The sequence below is a fragment of the Nocardioides sp. genome, assembly GCF_041393715.1.
Lineage (GTDB): Bacteria > Actinomycetota > Actinomycetes > Propionibacteriales > Nocardioidaceae > Nocardioides.
On the sequence record NZ_JAWKJQ010000001.1, the window covers coordinates 102,847 to 121,648 of the forward strand.

General features: G+C 72.8%; 19 protein-coding genes and 1 pseudogene. 16 read left to right on the plus strand and 4 right to left on the minus strand.

The genetic code is table 11. The features are described 5' to 3' along the window. Positions 1–7 precede the first annotated feature (7 nt). Together thrC and R2740_RS00545 are read left to right on the plus strand one after the other, a co-directional pair. Positions 8–1,321: a threonine synthase gene (thrC, locus tag R2740_RS00540; RefSeq protein WP_371300713.1), complete on the plus strand. Its 1,314-nt coding sequence runs from the start codon at positions 8–10 to the stop codon at positions 1,319–1,321. Positions 1,322–1,334: 13 nt separating this feature from the next. Further along, entirely contained in the window at positions 1,335–1,610 is a 276-nt protein-coding gene (locus R2740_RS00545) for a MoaD/ThiS family protein (protein WP_371300714.1), read from the plus strand. A gap of 9 nt (positions 1,611–1,619) precedes the next feature. Here R2740_RS00545 and R2740_RS00550 read toward each other — a convergent pair whose 3' ends face one another. The 4 genes from R2740_RS00550 to R2740_RS00565 all read right to left on the minus strand — a co-directional run bounded on the left by R2740_RS00550 (position 1,620) and on the right by R2740_RS00565 (position 5,098). Beyond that, positions 1,620–2,099 (minus strand): GDYXXLXY domain-containing protein, encoded by a 480-nt coding sequence (locus R2740_RS00550; protein ID WP_371300715.1) that lies wholly within the window; start codon positions 2,097–2,099, stop codon positions 1,620–1,622. After that, on the minus strand, positions 2,099–3,352 hold the full coding sequence (locus tag R2740_RS00555; protein ID WP_371300717.1) for a DUF2157 domain-containing protein: 1,254 nt from the start codon (positions 3,350–3,352) through the stop codon (positions 2,099–2,101). The genes R2740_RS00550 and R2740_RS00555 overlap by 1 nt, the downstream gene beginning before the upstream one ends. Positions 3,353–3,447: 95 nt before the next feature. Next, on the minus strand, positions 3,448–4,692 hold the full coding sequence (locus tag R2740_RS00560) for an RNA polymerase sigma factor (protein ID WP_371301163.1): 1,245 nt from the start codon (positions 4,690–4,692) through the stop codon (positions 3,448–3,450). Positions 4,693–4,732: 40 nt separating this feature from the next. Then, on the minus strand, positions 4,733–5,098 hold the full coding sequence (locus R2740_RS00565; RefSeq protein WP_371300718.1) for a YciI family protein: 366 nt from the start codon (positions 5,096–5,098) through the stop codon (positions 4,733–4,735). Between the two features lie 284 nt (positions 5,099–5,382). On the opposite strand from R2740_RS00565, the gene groL reads away from it, so the two are divergent. The 14 genes and pseudogenes from groL (at position 5,383) to R2740_RS00635 (ending at position 18,753) form a co-directional block, all read left to right on the plus strand. Then, the gene (gene groL / locus R2740_RS00570; RefSeq protein WP_371300719.1) at positions 5,383–7,008 is read left to right on the plus strand and encodes a chaperonin GroEL; all 1,626 of its coding nucleotides are present in this window, start codon (positions 5,383–5,385) and stop codon (positions 7,006–7,008) included. Positions 7,009–7,153: 145 nt separating this feature from the next. Then, complete coding sequence (locus R2740_RS00575; protein WP_371300720.1) at positions 7,154–7,711, plus strand: RNA polymerase sigma factor; 558 nt, start codon at positions 7,154–7,156, stop codon at positions 7,709–7,711. Beyond that, a complete protein-coding gene (locus tag R2740_RS00580; protein ID WP_371300721.1) occupies positions 7,711–8,448 on the plus strand; it encodes a hypothetical protein in 738 nt (245 codons plus the stop codon). The genes R2740_RS00575 and R2740_RS00580 overlap by 1 nt, the downstream gene beginning before the upstream one ends. 9 nt (positions 8,449–8,457) lie before the next feature. Then, a complete protein-coding gene (locus R2740_RS00585; protein WP_371300722.1) occupies positions 8,458–9,057 on the plus strand; it encodes an NTP transferase domain-containing protein in 600 nt (199 codons plus the stop codon). A gap of 59 nt (positions 9,058–9,116) precedes the next feature. After that, positions 9,117–10,043 (plus strand): AAA family ATPase, encoded by a 927-nt coding sequence (locus tag R2740_RS00590; RefSeq protein WP_371300723.1) that lies wholly within the window; start codon positions 9,117–9,119, stop codon positions 10,041–10,043. Positions 10,044–10,184: 141 nt separating this feature from the next. Further along, positions 10,185–11,234: a VWA domain-containing protein gene (locus R2740_RS00595; RefSeq protein ID WP_371300725.1), complete on the plus strand. Its 1,050-nt coding sequence runs from the start codon at positions 10,185–10,187 to the stop codon at positions 11,232–11,234. A gap of 16 nt (positions 11,235–11,250) precedes the next feature. Next, positions 11,251–11,711, plus strand: a pseudogene (locus tag R2740_RS00600) (XdhC family protein); the annotation flags it as partial. Positions 11,712–11,798: 87 nt separating this feature from the next. After that, entirely contained in the window at positions 11,799–12,359 is a 561-nt protein-coding gene (locus R2740_RS00605) for an XdhC family protein (protein ID WP_371301164.1), read from the plus strand. A 93-nt stretch (positions 12,360–12,452) separates the two neighbouring features. Further along, positions 12,453–13,691, plus strand: a complete 1,239-nt coding sequence (locus tag R2740_RS00610; protein ID WP_371300726.1) for a transcriptional regulator — start codon at positions 12,453–12,455, stop codon at positions 13,689–13,691. Positions 13,692–13,808: 117 nt separating this feature from the next. Further along, on the plus strand, positions 13,809–14,024 hold the full coding sequence (locus R2740_RS00615; RefSeq protein ID WP_371300727.1) for a hypothetical protein: 216 nt from the start codon (positions 13,809–13,811) through the stop codon (positions 14,022–14,024). A gap of 293 nt (positions 14,025–14,317) precedes the next feature. Continuing rightward, positions 14,318–14,782 (plus strand): (2Fe-2S)-binding protein, encoded by a 465-nt coding sequence (locus R2740_RS00620; RefSeq protein ID WP_371300728.1) that lies wholly within the window; start codon positions 14,318–14,320, stop codon positions 14,780–14,782. Then, positions 14,779–17,169, plus strand: a complete 2,391-nt coding sequence (locus R2740_RS00625) for a xanthine dehydrogenase family protein molybdopterin-binding subunit (RefSeq protein ID WP_371300730.1) — start codon at positions 14,779–14,781, stop codon at positions 17,167–17,169. The genes R2740_RS00620 and R2740_RS00625 overlap by 4 nt, the downstream gene beginning before the upstream one ends. Then, positions 17,166–18,020, plus strand: coding sequence for a xanthine dehydrogenase family protein subunit M (locus R2740_RS00630; RefSeq protein WP_371300731.1), 855 nt, complete (start codon positions 17,166–17,168; stop codon positions 18,018–18,020). The genes R2740_RS00625 and R2740_RS00630 overlap by 4 nt, the downstream gene beginning before the upstream one ends. Before the next feature lie 4 nt (positions 18,021–18,024). Continuing rightward, entirely contained in the window at positions 18,025–18,753 is a 729-nt protein-coding gene (locus R2740_RS00635) for an SRPBCC family protein (protein WP_371300732.1), read from the plus strand. The last annotated feature ends 49 nt before the right edge of the window (positions 18,754–18,802 follow it).

The window sequence follows — 18,802 nt, forward strand, 5'->3', positions numbered from 1 at the left end:
TCTCCCCATGAGCGCATCCCTGGCCGAGCGGCCTGTCTGTCCCGACGTGCTCGACGCCGACGTCACCGCCCCCGCTCCCGGCGCGCTGCGGCCCGGCGCCTTCGGCAACGCGGTGGGGCTGTCCTGCCGCGAGTGCGGCCACCTCGAGCAGCTCGGGCCCCACTACGCCTGCCCCGAGTGCTTCGGCCCGCTGGAGGTCGCCTACGAGTTCCCGGCGATCACCCGTGAGCAGATCGAGGCCGGCCCCCGCAACATCTGGCGCTACCAGGCGCTGCTGCCGGTGCCGACCGACATCACCGAGAGCCCCAACACCGAGCCCGGCTTCACCCGGCTGCTCCGGGCCGACAACCTCGCGGCGGCGCTCGGCCTGGCCAGGCTCTGGGTCAAGGACGACTCGACCAACCCGACCCACTCCTTCAAGGACCGCGTGGTCGCCTGCGCGCTGTCGGCCGCCCGCGAGCTCGGCGCCACGACGTTCGCCTGCCCCTCGACCGGCAACCTCGCCAACGCCGTCGCCGCCGCGGGTGCCCGGGCCGGGATCAAGACCGTGGTCTTCATCCCGAGCAACCTCGAGCACCCCAAGCAGGTCAACTCCGCGGTCTACACCGAGCAGCTGGTCGCCGTGAACGGCACCTACGACGACGTCAACCGGCTCGCTTCGGAGATCGCCGGTGAGGAGGAGGGCTGGGCGTTCGTCAACGTCAACGTGCGGCCGTTCTATGCCGAGGGGTCCAAGACGCTGGGCTACGAGATCGCCGAGCAGCTCGGTTGGCGGCTGCCCGACCAGGTGGTCATCCCGGTCGCCTCGGGCTCGCAGCTGACCAAGGTCGACAAGGCCTTCCAGGAGCTGATCGCCCTCGGGCTGGTCGAGGCCAAGCCCTACCGGATCTTCGGTGCCCAGGCGACCGGCTGCAGCCCGGTCTCGGCGGCCTTCAAGGACGGCCACGACGTGGTCCGCCCGGTCAAGCCCGACACCATCGCCAAGTCGCTGGCGATCGGCAACCCGGCCGACGGCCCCTACGTCCTCGACATCTGCCGCCGCACCGGCGGGGCGGTCGAGGACATCACCGACGAGGAGGTCCGCGAGGGGATCATCCTGCTGGCCCGCACCGAGGGCATCTTCACCGAGACCGCCGGCGGCACCACCGTGGGCGTGCTGAAGAAGCTCGTGGAGACCGGCCAGCTCGACACCGAGCTGGAGACCGTGGTGATCAACACCGGCATGGGTCTGAAGACGCTCGACGCGGTGTCCGACCGGGTCGGTCCGGCGGCGGTCATCGAGCCGTCGTACGCCGCGTTCGCGGCAACCGGCATCTCCTGAGAGGCTGGCCGGCATGAGCGTGAGCGTGCGCGTCCCGACCATCCTGCGGACCTACACCGGCGGCGAGTCCGAGGTCTCGGCCGAGGGCGGGACCCTGCTCGAGGTGCTCGACCACCTCGACGGTGCCTACCCCGGCATCAAGGCGCGCGTCGTCGACGAGGCGGGCGCGCTGCGCCGATTCGTCAACGTCTACGTCGGCAACGACGACGTCCGCTTCCTCGACGACCTGGCGACCCCCACCCCCGAGGGCGTCCAGATCTCCGTCATCCCGGCCGTCGCCGGCGGCTGACGCTCAGGCTCAGCGGCTGCGTACGTCGACCAGGGCGGCGTGGCCGCGGCCGTCGATGCGCACGACCGCCACGGCCTGACCGGAGCCGACCAGCTCGTCGAACGACGCCGCCTGGTCCTGCGGCAGGAAGTAGCTCTCGATGCCGCAGCGCAGCCGCCAGGAGTGGTGGTCGCAGGTGAGGTAGGGCCCGTCGTCGGGGCGCTCGGTGACTGCGCCGTCGGACACCCACACGCCGTCCTTCTCGCGCAGCACGAGATAGACGGTGGTGCCGTCGGCCTCGAGGTCACCCTCGTCGGGCACGTTGAGGGCCAGGTCGGGGTAGGACAGGTCGACGTAGGCGCCCCGGAACGGGTCGATCGGGTCGTAGGGCTGCACCCGCAGGAGGTACTCCTCGCCGGTGGTGCGGGCCGACACCTGCGGCGCCACTCCCACTGCGACCAGCCCAAGCTGCACGACCAGCACCGCCGCGACCTTCATCCAGGCGGTCATCACGACGCTCCTTCCTGAGTGGCGAGCTCGTCGGCGAGCTCATGGGCGAGCCGGCGACGGGCCCGGTCGAAGCCGAACCCCGTGGCCAGGAACACCAGGCCGAGCGCGATGAACAGCCAGGCACCCGAGAGGATCGCGGCGAAGACGGCGAAGCTCTGGAACGTCGCGAACAGCACCAGCGCGCCGGTGGCCAGCGCGGTGAGCCGCCACGAGTCGCGCAGCACCCCGAGGACCGCGACGCCGGCGGCCGCCGCGACGTAGACCACGATCGCGGTCGCCGCGTGTGCCCAGTCGGCGAGGTCGACGTGAGCGGTGTCGGAGCCGGTGTCCCACCAGACCAGCAGCAGGGCCACGGCGGCCACGGCTGCGGCGCCGATGACCTCCAGGCGTCGCCAGCCGGGCACGAGGACGGCGGCCGCAGCGGCCAGCAGCGCCGCGACGACCGTGCCGACGAGCAGCACCGGGGACCACGCGAAGTCGCTGGTGGTGACGGCCGGGATCGCCGCGGCGAAGAGCGCGGCCAGCGCCAGGGCGGTGCCGAGCTCACGCCACGGAACGCCGAACGACGGCTCCCACCGGTCGTGCAGCGAGCCGACGGCCACGGCCGCAACGGCCGCCATGGCCAGCCCCAGGACGACGGTCAGGCCGCTGGCCTGGTCCCACAGGATGGCCCAGAGGAACCACACGACGCCGGTGCTCAGCCCGACCGCCAGCGGACCCCGACCGCGGACCGCGTACGCGTAGAGGAGCGCGCCTGCGGCCCACAGGCCCACGAGCTTCGGCTCGTACGCCGTCACCTGGAGGCTCTGCGCCGCCTGGAAGACGACCGCGCCGAAGGCGAGCGAGGCGAGCGTCCGCACGGCCCCCACCACCGGCGAGGGGACCGCGCCGCCGTGCTCGCGGCGGCCGGCCAGCGCCTCGGCGGCGACGGTGATCGCGACCCACAGGGCGGCGATGAACAGGAAGCGGGCGGTCGGCGCGAGCTGGTCGAGGTTGGCGGCCACCAACCAGATCAGGCCGACGCCGACGAACGCCGCGCCGAGGGTGAGCACCAGCGTGGCCAGGCTGAAGCGGCGGGAGGCCTGGTAGCGGCCGAGGATCTGGTCGGCCTGCGTGTCCGAGACCAGGCCCTCGCGTCGCCACGCGGCCACCTCGCCGGTGAGCCACTCCAGGCTGCGCGGCGTGAGCGGAACGCGGTCGGCGATCCCGGCCGGAGGCGGGGACGCCGTCGGAGACGTCAGGGAGGTCGTCATACCTCCAGCGTGCTCCCGTGCGGGCATTCGCACATCCGCACGGATGCTCAATCGAGGAGTGAGCCCGGCGACAGTCGCCGGGTGGTCCGGGTGGGCTACCCGGGCGGGGTGTCGAGCGCGGCGCGCCGGCCACGCAGGTGGGTGGCCTCGGCCTCGTTGTCGCACCGCGCCAGGGCGTCGTCGTACGCCGACCGGGCCTCGGCCACCCGGCCGGCCCGGGCCAGCAGCTCGGCGCGGGTGGCCGGCAGCCGGTGCCCCGGCAGGTCGAGGTCGGCGAGCAACGCGAGTCCAGCCAGCGGGCCGTCGGCCTCTGCGACGGCGACGGCTCGGTTGAGCCGCACCACGGGCGAGCCGGTGAGCGCCTCGAGCTCGGCGTAGCGGTCGGCGATCCGGGTCCACGCCGTGAGCTCCGGACTCGGGGCGATCGCGTGCTCGGCGGCGATCAGTGCCTGCAGCAGGTAGGGCGTGGCCTCGGTGGCGGTGAGCGGCCGGAGCAGGGCCAGCGCCTCGTCGATCTCCTCGGCCCGCCATCGGGTGCGGTCCTGGTCGGGGAGCAGCACCAGCCGGCCGAAGGCGACGCGGGCGTCACGCCGTGAGTGCTGCAGCAGCATCAGCGCGAGCAGCGCGTCGAGGTCGGCATGCCCGGGCAGCAGGCCGCGCACGACACGCACCAGCCGGATCGCCTCGCCGGCGAGGTCGGCGCGCACCACCTCGGTGCCGGTGGCCGGCGCATAGCCGGCGGTGAAGGTCAGGTAGGCGACCTCCGCGACCAGGCCGACCCGCTCCGCGAGGTCGGGGCCGGTCGGCAGGTCGAAGCGGGCCCCGGACAGCCGCTTGCGGGCCCGGGTCAGCCGGGCGGCCATGGTGGGCGTGCTGACCAGGAACAGCCGGCCGATGTCGGGGGTGGGCACGCCGAGCACCAGCCGCAGTGTCAACGCCGCGGCCGCCTCCCGGGACAGCGACGGGTGCGCGCACAGCAGCACCAGGCGCAGCCGCTCGTCGGGCAGGCCGCCGTCGGCGGCCGTCGACGTGGCGGGATCGGCTCTCACGCGACGTACCTCCTCGGCGAGCTCGACCTCGACGGCGAGCTCGGGCAGCCGGCGGGCGGCGACCGCCTCGGTGCGGAGCCGGTCGATCGCGCGCCGCCGGGCCGTGGTCAGCAGCCAGGCGGGCGGGTTGGTCGGGGGTCCGGTCTCGGGCCAGGTGCGGGCGGCGGCCTCGAACGCGTCGCCGAGGGCATCCTCGGCGATCTCGAGGCGGCGGTACTGCGCGACGAGCAGCGCCAGCAGGCGGCCCCAGTCCTCACGCAGCGCCGTCTCGAGCGCGGCCGCCGCGGTCAGGGGCCGACCTCTTCGGGCCGTGCCCTCAGCAGCAGGAACCTCATGCCTGGCCGACCGAGTGGTCGACGCAGGCGCGCACCTCGAGCGGACCCTCGCCGCCGGCCAGGAACGCCACGCACTCGAGCAGGTCGTCGAGGTCGTCGGTGCGCACCGTGTAGAAGCCGGTGAGCTGCTCGGTCGTCTCGGCATAGGGGCCGTCGGTGACCAGGGCGGCGTCGCCGTCGAGGCGCACCAGCCGCGACGTCGAGGAGTGGGTCAGCTCGGCGCCGCCGGTGATGGTGTGGCCGCGCTCGGCGAGCATCGCGGCGAAGGCGTTGTGGCGGTCGTACATCGCCCGCTTGTCGGCGTCGCTGGCCGCGGCCCAGCGGGCCTCGTCGCCGGGGATCAGGATGGCGTACTCCGTCATGGGTTCCTCCAGGGCTCGGGTGGAGTCTGTCATCGCGATGACGGACGGGGAACGCCCCGATCGACAGCCCGGTCCGGACCGGCCCGATGCTGTTTGCACTCTCACCAGGCGAGTGCTAAACATGACGTTGGCACTCTCCGCGTGAGAGTGACAAAACCAACGGACCGGCGAGCTGAGGCCCCGGGCGCCGGCGGGAAGGGTCCGTCGGGTCAGCGGGGGTCGTCCGTCGCGGGCAGCGGCCGGGTCCGTCCACACACGTGTCGAAGCGAAGGATCGCGCACAACATGGCGAAGCTGATTGCTTTCAACGAGGAGGCCCGTCGCGGCCTGGAGCGTGGCATGAACACGCTCGCCGACGCCGTCAAGGTGACGCTCGGCCCCAAGGGCCGCAACGTCGTCCTGGAGAAGAAGTGGGGCGCTCCCACGATCACCAACGACGGTGTCTCGATCGCCAAGGAGATCGAGCTGGAGGACCCCTACGAGAAGATCGGCGCCGAGCTGGTCAAGGAGGTCGCCAAGAAGACCGACGACGTCGCGGGTGACGGCACCACCACCGCCACCGTGCTCGCGCAGGCGATGGTCCGTGAGGGCCTGCGCAACGTCGCCGCCGGCGCCAACCCGATGGGCCTCAAGCGCGGCATCGAGAAGGCCGTCGAGGCGGTCTCCGAGCAGCTGCTCGGGATGGCCAAGGACGTCGAGACCAAGGAGCAGATCGCGTCGACCGCGTCGATCTCCGCCGCCGACGAGACCGTCGGCGAGATCATCGCCGAGGCGATGGACAAGGTCGGCAAGGAAGGCGTCATCACCGTCGAGGAGTCCAACACCTTCGGGCTCGACCTCGAGCTGACCGAGGGCATGCGCTTCGACAAGGGCTACATCTCGGCCTACTTCGTGACCGACCCGGAGCGGATGGAGACGGTCCTCGAGGACCCCTACATCCTCATCGCCAACCAGAAGATCAGCTCGGTCAAGGACCTGCTGCCGCTGCTGGAGAAGGTCATGCAGTCCGGCAAGCCGCTGCTGATCCTGGCCGAGGACGTCGACGGCGAGGCGCTGTCCACCCTGGTCGTCAACAAGATCCGCGGCACCTTCAAGTCCGTCGCCGTCAAGGCCCCGGGCTTCGGTGACCGTCGCAAGGCCATGCTGCAGGACATCGCGATCCTCACCGGCGGTCAGGTCATCTCCGAGGAGGTCGGCCTCAAGCTCGAGTCGACCGGCATCGACATGCTCGGCTCGGCGCGCAAGGTCGTGATCACCAAGGACGAGACCACCATCGTGGAGGGTTCCGGTGACGGCGACCAGATCGCCGGTCGCGTCAACCAGATCCGCGCGGAGATCGAGAAGTCCGACTCCGACTACGACCGCGAGAAGCTGCAGGAGCGGCTGGCCAAGCTGGCCGGCGGCGTCGCGGTGATCAAGGTCGGCGCGGCCACCGAGGTCGAGCTCAAGGAGCGCAAGCACCGCATCGAGGACGCCGTGCGCAACGCGAAGGCCGCCGTCGAGGAGGGCATCGTCGCCGGTGGTGGCGTGGCCCTGCTGCAGGCTGCCGACTCGGCGTTCGAGAAGCTCGAGCTGTCCGGTGACGAGGCCGTGGGCGCGCAGATCGTGCGCAAGGCGACCGAGGCCCCGCTGAAGCAGATCGCGGTCAACGCCGGTCTCGAGGGTGGCGTCATCGCGGAGAAGGTGCGCGGCCTGGAGGCCGGCCACGGTCTCAACGCGGCCACCGGCGACTACGTCGACATGATCGGCGAGGGCATCATCGACCCGGCCAAGGTGACCCGCTCGGCGCTGCAGAACGCCGCGTCGATCGCCGCGCTGTTCCTCACCACCGAGGCCGTGGTGGCGGACAAGCCGGAGAAGGCGCCGGCCATGCCCGGCGGCGACGGCGGCATGGGTGGCATGGACTTCTGAGTCCGTCGCACCGACGCCGACCACAGCATCACCCAGCAGGGCCCCGCTTCGGCGGGGCCCTGCTGCGCTTCCCGGGCGACGTGCCGGGCGCCTCGCCGCCGGGGCCTCCCGGAGCCTCGTGGTTCCGGCCCGTACCCTGGTGCCGGTGAGCGAGCAGCACGACGACGAGCGCGCCGAGGTCGCGGCGCGGTTCGAGCTGTTGGCCCGGGACCTGATCGAGCCGCTGCGGCGCTACCTCGCCCGCCGTACCGACCCCGAGACGGCCGCCGACGTGCTGGCCGAGACGCTGCTCGTGTGCTGGCGGCGCTTCGACGACGTGCCGGCCGGCGACGGCGCACTGCCGTGGGCCTACGGCGTGACCAAGGGCTGTCTCGCCAATGCGCAGCGCAGCGCCCGGCGGCAGCGCCGGGTGGCCGGCAAGGTCGCGGCGCTGGACCCGCCCCGCGAGACGGCGCCGGTCCCCGAGGGCGACCCGGCGCTGCACGAGGCACTCGGCCGGTTGTCGGCCTCCGACGCCGAGCTGCTGCGGCTGTGGGCCTGGGAGCAGCTCAAGCCCGCCGAGATCGCCGTGGTGCTCGACCTGACCCCCAACGCCGTGAGCGCCCGGCTCACCCGGGCCAAGGCCGCGCTGCGCAAGGAGCTGGCCCGATCGCGTCAGGATTCCTCCGGCACCGGACATGAACCAGCAGAAGGGAGACAGTGATGGACGACGACCGCGACCTGCTCGCACGGCTGCGTGCCGTCGATCCCGCTGGCGACCTGGAGCCCGCCTCGACCGAGACGGTGAGCCGAATGCTGGAGGACGTCATGAAGCAGCCCACCGACGTGGCCGAGAAGACCGCTGACCCCCGGACCGCTGACCCCAAGACCGCCGCGACCAAGGGTGCGGCGGCGACGAAGGGGGCCGGCGCCGACGATGCGACCCCGAAGGCCCCCGAGACCAAGCCGGGTGCCACGCCGCTGTGGCGTCGGGTCCGCTGGGCCCCGGTGCTCGCGGGTGCCGCCGCGGCCGCGATGGTGGTGATCGCCGGCATCGGCGTGATGAACCAGCGCACCACCACCACCGAGCAGCCTCCCGCCGCGGCACCCGAGGTCACCTCGACCTCGATCGGCGCCCCGGCACAGGTGCCCGCCCGCTGCGTGCCGCCGTCACCCGAGGTGCTGGCGGGCGTCCAGCTCGCGGTCGACGCGACGGTCACCGACGTCAGCGGCACCGAGGTGACCCTCACCGTCAACGAGTGGTTCGCCGGCACGCCCACCGACGAGGTGGTGCTCACCGCGCCGGCGCCGTCGCTGGCCGAGCTCGTCGGCGCTCCCGACCTCCAGGTCGGCCAGCGCTACCTGCTGGCCGCCAACGACGGGCAGCTGGTCGTCTGCGGCTTCAGCGGACCGTTCGACAGCGATCGCTCCACCCTCTACACCGCCGCCTTCGGAGGTTGACCCGTCTCGATGACCCTCTCCAGCGACACGCGTGGCGGTTCCACGGTCGGGATCCTGTTGGCCGCTGGTGAGGGGCGACGGATGGGGCGCCCCAAGGCGCTGATGAGCGACCCCGACGGCACGTCGTGGCTGCTGCGGGCCTGCGCCGCCCTCGACGTCGGCGGGTGCGACGCCGTCACGGTCGTGCTGGGAGCGGCGGCGGCCGAGGCGCGCGAGCTGTTGGCAGACGTGCCGGTCGATGTCATCGTGGCCCCCGACTGGAGGTCGGGCATGTCCGCGTCGCTGCGGGCGGGCCTCGGGTTCCTGGTCGAGGGCGACGCCGCCCTGCTCCACCTGGTCGACCTCCCCGACGTCGGGTCCGAGGTCGTCGCGCGGGTGCTCACGGCCACGCCGGCCGGCGACCCGCGGGCGGCCCTCGCGCGGGCGGCGTACGCCGGGGTGCCGGGGCACCCGGTGCTCCTCGGCCGGCACCACTGGCCCGGGGTGCTGAGCAGCGCCGCGGGCGACCAGGGAGCTCGTCGCTATCTCGCCGAGCACCCGCCCGAGCTGGTCGAGTGCGGCGATCTCGCCACCGGCGTCGACGTCGACCACCTCCCGGCCTCCTCGTAGCCGCGGCTGCCGTGCCGCGGCCAACCATCGGGCAACCCCGGTCGTCGTACCCTGAGCGCATGTCGGCCGACGAGAGCCCGAGCGCGCCCGAGGACGGGCGGCCCGCGCTGCCCAGCAGCCCCGCCGGGGTGGCCGACCTGCTCGGCTCGACCGGCTACCTCGCGGACCCGGCGCTGTCGACGATCGCCTACCTGGCGCTGGCGATGCAGCGTCCGCTGCTGCTCGAGGGCGAGCCCGGCACCGGCAAGACCTCGCTCGCCGAGGCGCTGGCAGTCGGGCTCGGGTGCCCGCTGATCCGGCTGCAGTGCTACGAGGGCATCGACGCGACGCAGGCGCTCTACGACTGGGACTTCCCGCGGCAGATCCTGCACCTGCGCACGCTGGAGGCCCTCGGCGGGGCGGCAGGCGGCGACGTCGAGGAGACCGAGAAGAGCCTCTACGACGAGCGGTTCCTGCTGGCCCGGCCGGTGCTGCGGGCGCTGCGCGAGGCCCCGGCCGTGCTGCTGATCGACGAGGTCGACCGGGCCGACGACGAGTTCGAGGCGTTCCTGCTGGAGGTGTTGTCGACCTACCAGGTGACGATCCCCGAGCTCGGCACCGTCGCGGCCGCGCGGCCGCCGGTGGTGGTGCTCACCTCCAACCGCACGCGCGAGCTGCACGACGCGCTGAAGCGGCGCTGCCTCTATCACTGGATCGACCACCCCGGGCTCGAGCGCGAGGTGGAGATCGTGCGGTCGCGGGAGCCCTCGGTGTCGGAGACCCTCGCCCGGCAAGTGGTCGAGGTGGCTCAGCGGCTGCGCGCGCGCGACGACCTCCTCAAGCCGCCCGGCGTCGCCGAGACCCTCGACTGGGTGCGCGCGCTGGGGCGGCTCGGCGCCACCGAGCTCGACCTCGAGACCGCGGCCGCCACGCTGGGTGCGGTCGTGAAGTACCGCGAGGACACCGATCGGATCAAGCACGCCCTCGACCGGCTGCTGGCGGTCTGAGGGGTCTCCGGATGGCTGCGATTGTGCGGAAATGACATGGCGGCGGCGCCAGATCATGACGTTTGTGCCGAAACGGCACCAACCCCACACCCCCCCGACGAGCTGCTCCTGGCCTTCGCCCGGGCGCTGCGGGCGGCGGGGGTGCCGGTGACACTGGACCGGTCGCGGGCCTGGCTGGAGGCGGCGGCGCTGGTGGACCTGGGGGACCGCGAGGCGACCTACTGGGCGGGTCGGGCGACGCTGTGCTCCTGTCCCGACGACCTCGACCGCTACGACCAGGTGTTCGAGGCGTTCTTCCTCGCCAGGGAGGGGCTGCCCCGGCAGAAGCCGCGCGATCGGCAGACGGAGCTGGTCAGCTCGCCGCTGCCCGACTCCGAGCAGGAGGGCGGCGCCGGGGCCGAGGACGCCGACACGGTGCAGGCGCTGGCGTCGGCCACCGAGGTGCTGCGCCATCGCGACATCGCGGAGGTGACCGGAGCGCAGAAGGCGCTGCTCGCCGCCATGTTCACCGCGCTGCGGCCGGTGTCGCCGCGGCGTCGCGCGCACCGGCGTACCGCCTTCCGGCGCGGGGAGGTCGACGCCGGGCGGACCCTGCGGCTCACCCTGCGGCGGATGGGTGAGCCCGCAGACATCGCGTGGCGTCGGCGGCGGACCCGTCCCCGCCGCGTGGTGCTGCTCGTCGACGTGTCCGGCTCGATGAGCAAGTACGCCGACGCCCTGCTGCGGCTCGCGCACCGCTACGTGGTGGCGGCCGACCGGGGCGCGGTGGAGGTCTTCACCACCGGCACCCGGCTGACCCGGGTGACCCGGGCGCTCGCCCATCGCGACCCGGAGCGGGCGCTGGTCGCCGCCGGTGAGGCGGTGCCGGACTGGGCGGGCGGCACCCGGCTGGGGGAGAACCTCAAGGCGTTCAACGACCGGTGGGGGCAGCGCGGAATGGCCCGCGGGGCCGTCGTCGTTGTGTTCAGCGACGGGTGGGAGCGCGGCGACCCCGCACTGCTGACCGAGCAGATGGCCCGGCTGCACCGGATGGCGCACCGGGTCGTCTGGGTCAACCCGCACCGCGGCAAGGCGGGCTACCAGCCGATCCAGTCGGGGGTGCTGGCCGCACTCCCGCACATCGACGACTTCGTCGCCGGCCACTCGCTGGCGACCTTCCACGAGCTGACCGAGGTGATCTCCCGTGCGTGACGTGCTTCCCGAGCTGATGGCGTGGTGGCGGGCCGGCGAGACCGTGGGTGTGGGCACGGTGGTGGCGACGTTCCAGTCCGCACCGCGCCCGGCCGGCGCCTCGATGCTGGTCGGCCCCGGGGCGAGGCGGTCGGCTCGGTGTCCGGCGGGTGCGTCGAGGGCGCGGTCTACGAGCTGGGCGAGCAGGTGGTCGCCTCCGGCGCCCCCGTGCTGGAGCGCTACGGCGTCTCCGACGACGACGCCTTCGCCGTCGGGCTGACCTGCGGAGGCATCCTCGACGTGTTCGTCGAGAAGGTCAGCCGGGAGACCTTCCCCGAGCTCGGCGAGATCGCCGACGACGTGGAGACCGGTCGGCCCGTGGCGCTCGCCACCGTGATCGCCCACCCCGACCCCGCCTGGGTCGGCCGCCGGCTGGTCGTCCGCCCGGAGCCCGAGCCCTCGTCGGGGACGCTGGGCTCCGTGCGCGCCGACCAGGCGGTGCGCGACGACGCGCTCGGGCTGCTCTCCCTCGGCCACAACGCGACCGTCACCTACGGCCCCGACGGCGAGCGGCGCGGTGAGGGCATGCAGGTGTTCGTGTGGGCGTTCGCACCGAAGCCGCGGATGCTGGTCTTCGGCGCGATCGACTTCGCCGCGGCGGTGGCTCGGGTCGGGTCCTTCCTCGGCTACCACGTCACCGTCTGCGATGCGCGGCCGGTCTTTGCCACCCACAGCCGCTTCCCCGATGCCGACGAGGTGGTCGTCGACTGGCCGCACCGCTACCTCGGCAAGGAGGTCGAGGCCGGCCAGATCGACGCGCGGACCGTGCTCTGCGTGCTCACCCACGACCCGAAGTTCGACGTGCCCGTCCTCCAGGTGGCGCTGCGGCTGCCGGAGGTCGCCTACATCGGCGCGATGGGCTCGCGTCGTACTCACGAGGACCGGCTGGTCCGACTCCGCGAGGCGGGGATGACCGAGGAGGAGATCGCCCGGCTCTCCTCGCCGATCGGTCTCGACATCGGCGCGCGCACCCCGGAGGAGACCGCCGTGTCGATCGCGGCGGAGATCATCGGGCGGCGGTGGGGCGGCAGCGGGCGCAGTCTGGCGGACACCGAGGGCCGGATCCACCACGACGTGGCTCGGTAGGCCCGTCGGAGGTCGGCAGCCGTCACCTCTCGTGTCGGTTGCCCCGGCGCGCTACCGTGACCACCGTCACTTCCCCGCCGGACCGGGAGACGCATGGCCGCCACACGTCATCAGCTGCAGGAGCGCCGCCTCGCGGCGGTCCAGGCCTGGACGTCGTTCGTCGAGCACGGCGACGACGCCGCCGGTCTGGTGCGCCCCGAGATCCTGCGCTCGTGGGAGGTCTCGTCGGCGGCGATCCGCCCCGACGTGACCCAGGCGCCGCTGGCCGACGAGACCGACACGGCGGAGTTCTGGAAGGAGTCACCGCTCCAGGTCGCGGTGGCGCGGGTCGAGGCCGAGCTGCGGCGTACCGCCGAGGACGGCGACCTGGTGCTCGCGGTCACCGACGAGCAGACGCGGATCCTGTGGACCTACGGCGGCCGGGTGATGCGCCGCAAGGCCGAGACCGTCAACTTCGTCCCCGGCGGGCAGTGGGACGAGGCGTCGGTCGGCACCAACGCGCTGGCCATCGCGGCCCGCACCGGTGAGCCGGCGATGGTCTTCAGCGCCGAGCACTACGCCCCGATCGTGCACAACTGGGTGTGCTGGGCGGCGCCCGTCTGCGACCCCACCACCGGCCAGCGGCTCGGTGTCGTCGACCTGTCGACGACCTGGGACCGCACCCACCCGATCGGCCTGGCGACCGCGCGGGTGCTGGCCCGGCTGATCGAGACCGCGATGCCGGCGTCCACCGCGATGAGCGCCGGCGGCCAGGACGAGGCGACAACGCCGGGGCTCTCGCTCACCCTCCTCGGCAACGCCGAGGCGCGGCTCGACGGTCGACGGCTGCTGCTCAACCGGAGGCAGACCGAGGTGCTCGCGCTGCTCTCCCTGCACCCCGAGGGGCTGGGGCTGGAGCAGCTGCACGCGCTGGTCTACGGCGACCAGTCGGTGACGCTGTCGACGCTGAAGGCGGAGGTGTCCCACCTGCGCTCGGCACTCGGCGGCGCCCTCGCCTCGCGCCCCTATCGGCTGACGCTCCCCGTGGCCACCGATGTCGACGAGGTCCTGGGGCTGCTCAAGCAGGGGCGGGTCGCCGCCGCCGTCGCGGCCTACGGCGGGGACCTCCTGCCCGGCACCAACTCACCGGCGCTCGCGGAGTTCGCCGAGTACGTCGCCGTCGCGGTGCGCGAGGCGCTGCTGGCCGCTCCCGACCCGACCGCCGTGCTCCGCTACACCGAGCTGGCGCCCTACGACACCGAGGTCGTGGAGGTCTGTCTGGCCCGCCTCGGCGGCGCCGGGCACCCCGCCGTACCCCTGCTGAAGGGGAAGCTCGCCGCCGCTCAGCACTGACCGCGAGACGGCGGTCGTGTCCGGCGAGACGGCGCCCCGGGCTGTCGGCTCGGTTTTCGCTCGCCGTTCACCGTGGTTGCCCCCGCTCGTTCACCCGGAGCCGGTGCGCTGGGGCACGTGCGAACACTCACCACCGCCCTGCCTCCGCTGACGGTCGAGTCCGTGGCGACCGTGCTGCGCACCGTCACCGTGACGGTGCTCGCGGTGCTCGCCCTCTCGCTCGCCGACCTGGCCCTGATGCCGCTCGTCGGGACGCACGGCGCGCCCGGTCACGCGGCGGGCGACACCCACCCCGCGGCGTACGCCGACGGCGAGGCCGTCACCCAGCCCTGACCCGACACCCCCGCCACGTGTCGATTCCGGCGGCACGACGTGCGTGATCCGGCGTGCCGAGATGTCGATTCCGGCGGCCCCAGAGACAAGAACGGCATGGGCGGGTTCGGGGCGTGCCTCTTCCGACATGTGGTGGAGCCATTTCCCGCACGTCGGACCACCAAACGGCGCATCTCGCGCCCCAACCGTCCGCCAACCTTGGCCGTCTAGGTTCGCCTGAGACCCACGTCACAGTCGGGTTCCACTGCTTTGTCAGACCACTGCTTGTCGGAGAGGACAGGGGAGCGAAGAGGATGACCAAGATCGAACTCACCGTCGACGGGGCGAAGGTCGCCGACGACGTCGAGCCGCGGATGCTGCTGGTGCAGTACCTGCGCGAGAAGCTCGGGAAGACCGGCACCGTGATCGGCTGCGACACCAGCAACTGCGGTGCCTGCACCGTGCACCTCAACGGTCGCAGCGTGAAGTCCTGCAACGTGCTGGCGGTCCAGGCCGACGGCGCCGAGGTCGTCACCATCGAGGGGCTCGCCGAGGGCGGCCAGCTGCACCAGGTCCAGGAGTCGTTCCGCGAGTGCCACGGCCTGCAGTGCGGCTTCTGCACGCCGGGCATGATCATGCAGTCCGTCGACCTGCTGGCCGAGAACCCCCACCCGACCGAGCAGGAGGTCCGCGAGGGCCTCGAGGGCAACCTGTGCCGCTGCACCGGCTACCACAACATCGTGAAGTCGGTCCTCCACGCCGCAGGAGGTGCCCAGTGACCGCCACCCAGGACGCCCCGGCCGCCGAGATCGGTCAGGCGCGACGTCGCAAGGAGGACCAGCGGCTGATCACCGGCCGGACCCGCTGGACCGACAACCTCAACCTGCCCGGCATGCTGCACCTGGCGATGGTGCGCAGCCCGTTCGCCCACGCGACCATCACCTCCATCGACACCGCCGCGGCCAAGGAGGCGACCAACGTCGTCGCCGTGCTCACCGGCGCCGACTTCGGCGAGGAGATGGGCGTCTGCATCAACGCGTGGCCGATCAGCCCCGACCAGAAGACCCCCGGCCACCCGCCGATGCCGAGTGACCGGGTCACCTTCGCCGGCGAGATCGTCGCCGTCGTCGTGGCCCGCTCGGCCGCCGAGGCCCGCGACGCGGCCGAGCTCGTCGATGTCGAGTACGACGACCTGCCGGCCGCGCTGGACCTCAAGGAAGCGGCCGAGGACACCGTGCTCGCGCACCCCGACCTCGGCACCAACAAGTCCGCCGTCTGGGTGTTCGACTCGGGCGAGGCCGGCACCGGCGGCGACGTCGAGGAGGCCATCGCCCAGGCCCGCGAGGACGGCATCGTCATCGAGCGGGAGTACCGCCAGCAGCGGCTGATCCCCGCCTTCATGGAGCCTCGCTCGGTGGTCGTGGACCCCACCGGTGAGCAGCTGACGATGTGGTCGGCCACCCAGATCCCGCACATCCTGCGCTTCGCGCTGGCCGCGACGACCGGGGTGCCCGAGTCCAAGATCCGGGTGATCGCGCCCGACGTCGGCGGCGGCTTCGGCGGCAAGCTGCAGACCACGCCCGAGGAGTGGATCGTCTGGGCGGTGGCGCGGCGGCTCGGCAAGCCCGCGAAGTACACCGAGACCCGCTCGGAGTCGCTGGTCTCCGGCCACCACGGCCGCGACCAGTGGCAGCGGCTCACGCTGTCGGCCACCAAGGACGGCACCGTGACCGGCCTCAAGGTCGACCTGCTGGCCGACCTCGGCGCCTACATCTCGCTCGTGGGCGGTGGTGTGCCGGTGCTCGGTGCGTTCATGTTCAACTCGATCTACAAGTTCCCGGCCTACCACTGGCGGGTGCAGACGGTCCTGACCAACAAGACCTGGACCGACGCCTACCGTGGCGCCGGCCGCCCGGAGGCGACGTACGCCATCGAGCGGCTGATGGACGAGCTCGCCGCCGAGGTGGGCGTCGACCCGCTGGAGATCCGCGAGAAGAACTGGATCAAGCACGAGGAGTTCCCGTTCACCACGGTGGCCGGGCTGACCTACGACTCCGGCAACTACGAGGCCGCGACCGCGCGCGCCAAGGAGATGTTCGGCTACGACGCTCTCCGGGCCGAGCAGGCCGAGCGCCGCGCCAACGGCGACAAGGTGCAGCTGGGTCTGGGCATCTCGACGTTCACCGAGATGTGCGGCCTGGCCCCGAGCCGGGTGCTGGGCAGCCTCGACTACGGCGCCGGCGGGTGGGAGTCCGCCACGGTGCGGATGACCCCGCTCGGCAAGGTCGAGGTGATCACCGGTGCGAGCGCCCACGGCCAGGGTCACGAGACGGCGTTCAGCCAGATCGTCGCCGACCGGCTCGGCGTGCCGTTCGAGGACGTCGAGGTGCTGCACGGCGACACCCAGGTGTCGCCCCGCGGTCTCGACACCTACGGCTCGCGGTCGCTGGTCGTCGGCGGTGAGGCGCTGGTCCGCGCGGCCGACAAGGTGATCGAGAAGGCCAAGCCGCTGGCGGCCCACCTGCTCGAGGCCTCGGCCGACGACCTGGAGTTCGGCGGCGGCCGGTTCACCGTCAAGGGCACCGACCAGGGGATCGGGATCGGCGAGCTGGCGACCGCCACGTTCACGGGTCACAACTACCCCGAGGGCATGGAGCTCGGGCTCGACTCCGATGCGACCTTCGACCCGGAGAACTTCAACTACCCCCATGGCACCCACCTGTGCGCCATGGAGGTCGACACCGAGACGGGCGCCGTGACGATGCGGTCCTACGTCTGCTGCGACGACATCGGCAACATCATCAACCCGATGATCGTGGAGGGCCAGGTCCACGGCGGACTGGTGCAGGGCATCGCCCAGGCCCTCTGGGAGGACGCGGTGTACGACGACTCCGGGACGCTGGTCTCGGGCTCGTTCGTGGACTACCTGCTGCCGACCGCGGCCGACACGATCTCCTTCCAGGTCGACCACACCACCTCGCCGTGCACCAGCAACACGCTCGGCACCAAGGGCGTCGGCGAGGCGGGCACCATCGCCTCCACGCCGGCGGTCATCAACGCGATCGTCGACGCGCTGCGCCCGATGGGCATCAACGACATCACGATGCCGGCCACCCCCGAACGGGTGTGGAAGGCGATCAACAGCTCGAAGGGAGCAGCCCAGTGATCCCCGCCAAGTTCGACTACGTCGCCCCGGCCTCGGTCGAGGACGCCCTCGCCGCGCTCGCCGAGCACGGTGACGACGCCAAGATCATCGCCGGCGGGCAGAGCCTGCTGCCGGTGCTGCGGATGCGGCTGAACGCGCCGGAGATGGTGATCGACCTGGGTCGCATCGACTCGCTGCGCGGGATCCGCGACGACGGCGACTCGCTGGTGATCGGTGCGATGACCACCCACCACGAGGTCCGTGACAGCGACCTGGTCAGGGAGCACGCGCTGCTGCTGTCCAAGGCCGCCGCGGAGGTGGCCGACCCGCAGATCCGGCACCGCGGCACCTTCGGCGGCGCCCTCGCGCACGCCGACCCGGCGGGCGACCTGGGCGCCCCGGCGCTCGCGCTCGGCGCGGAGTTCGTGATCGCCGGCTCCGGGGGCACCCGGACGGTGGCGGCCGACGACTTCTTCGTCGACCTCTTCGAGACCGCGATCGGCGAGGACGAGATCCTCACCGAGGTCCGGGTGCCGAAGCACACCGGCTGGGGCGCGCACTACGAGAAGTTCGTCCGGGTCGCCCACCAGTGGCCGATCGTGGCCGTCGGCGCCGCCTGCCGAACGGACGGCGGGAGCATCGCGGAGGCCCGGATCGCGCTGACCAACATGGGCTCGACCCCGCTGCGTGCGCGCGGTGTCGAGGAGGCGCTGGCCGGAGCGGCGGCGACCGAGGACGGGGTGGCGGCCGCGGCCGCCCGCGCCGCCGAGGGCACCAACCCGCCCTCGGACCTCAACGGCGACGCCGACTATCGGCGCCACCTGGCCGGGATCCTCACCCGGCGGGCCGTGCTCGCGGCGGCGGGGGCCTGACCGCATGGACCTGACCCACCGGTTCACCGTCCCCACCTCGGTCGAGGACACCTGGGCGCACTTCAACGACATCGCGTCGGTGGCGGAGTGCTTCCCCGGGGCCCAGGTGACCTCCGTCGAGGACGACTCCTTCCAGGGCTCGGTCAAGGTCAAGCTGGGCCCGATCGCCCTGCAGTACAACGGCTCGGGAACCTTCGTGGAGAAGGACGAGGCGGCGCACCGCTTCGTCGTCGACGCCAAGGGGAAGGACAAGCGGGGCAACGGCACCGCCGGCGCCACGGTGACGCTCAGCATGGAGGGCAACGGCTCGGCGACCGACGTCGAGGTCGTCACCGACCTGGCGATCACCGGCAAGCCGGCGCAGTTCGGCCGGGGCGTCATGCAGGACGTGTCGGACAAGCTGCTCGGGCAGTTCGTGTCCTGCCTGGAGCAGCGGCTGGCCGCCGACGCCACGCCGGCCGAGGCGGCCGAGCCGCCGGAGCCGGCGCCGGCTGCGGTGTCCGAGGCCGCGGTCGCCGACGGACCGGCCCCGACCGCTGCGTCGGAGCCGGCCGCCCCCAAGCACGCGGCACCGCCGCCCGCGGCGGCTGCCCGGCCAGCGCCCGACCACGACGACGCCCTCGACCTCGGTTCCGCGGTGCTGCCGGTGCTGGTGAAGAGCTACTGGAAGCAGGCCGCCGGGCTGGTGGTCGCGCTGGTCGTCCTCCGGTGGCTGGTCCGCCGGCTCTTCTGACGCGAGACGCACCCCCCCGCCCCGGACCCGGGTCTGCAGACCCGGGTCC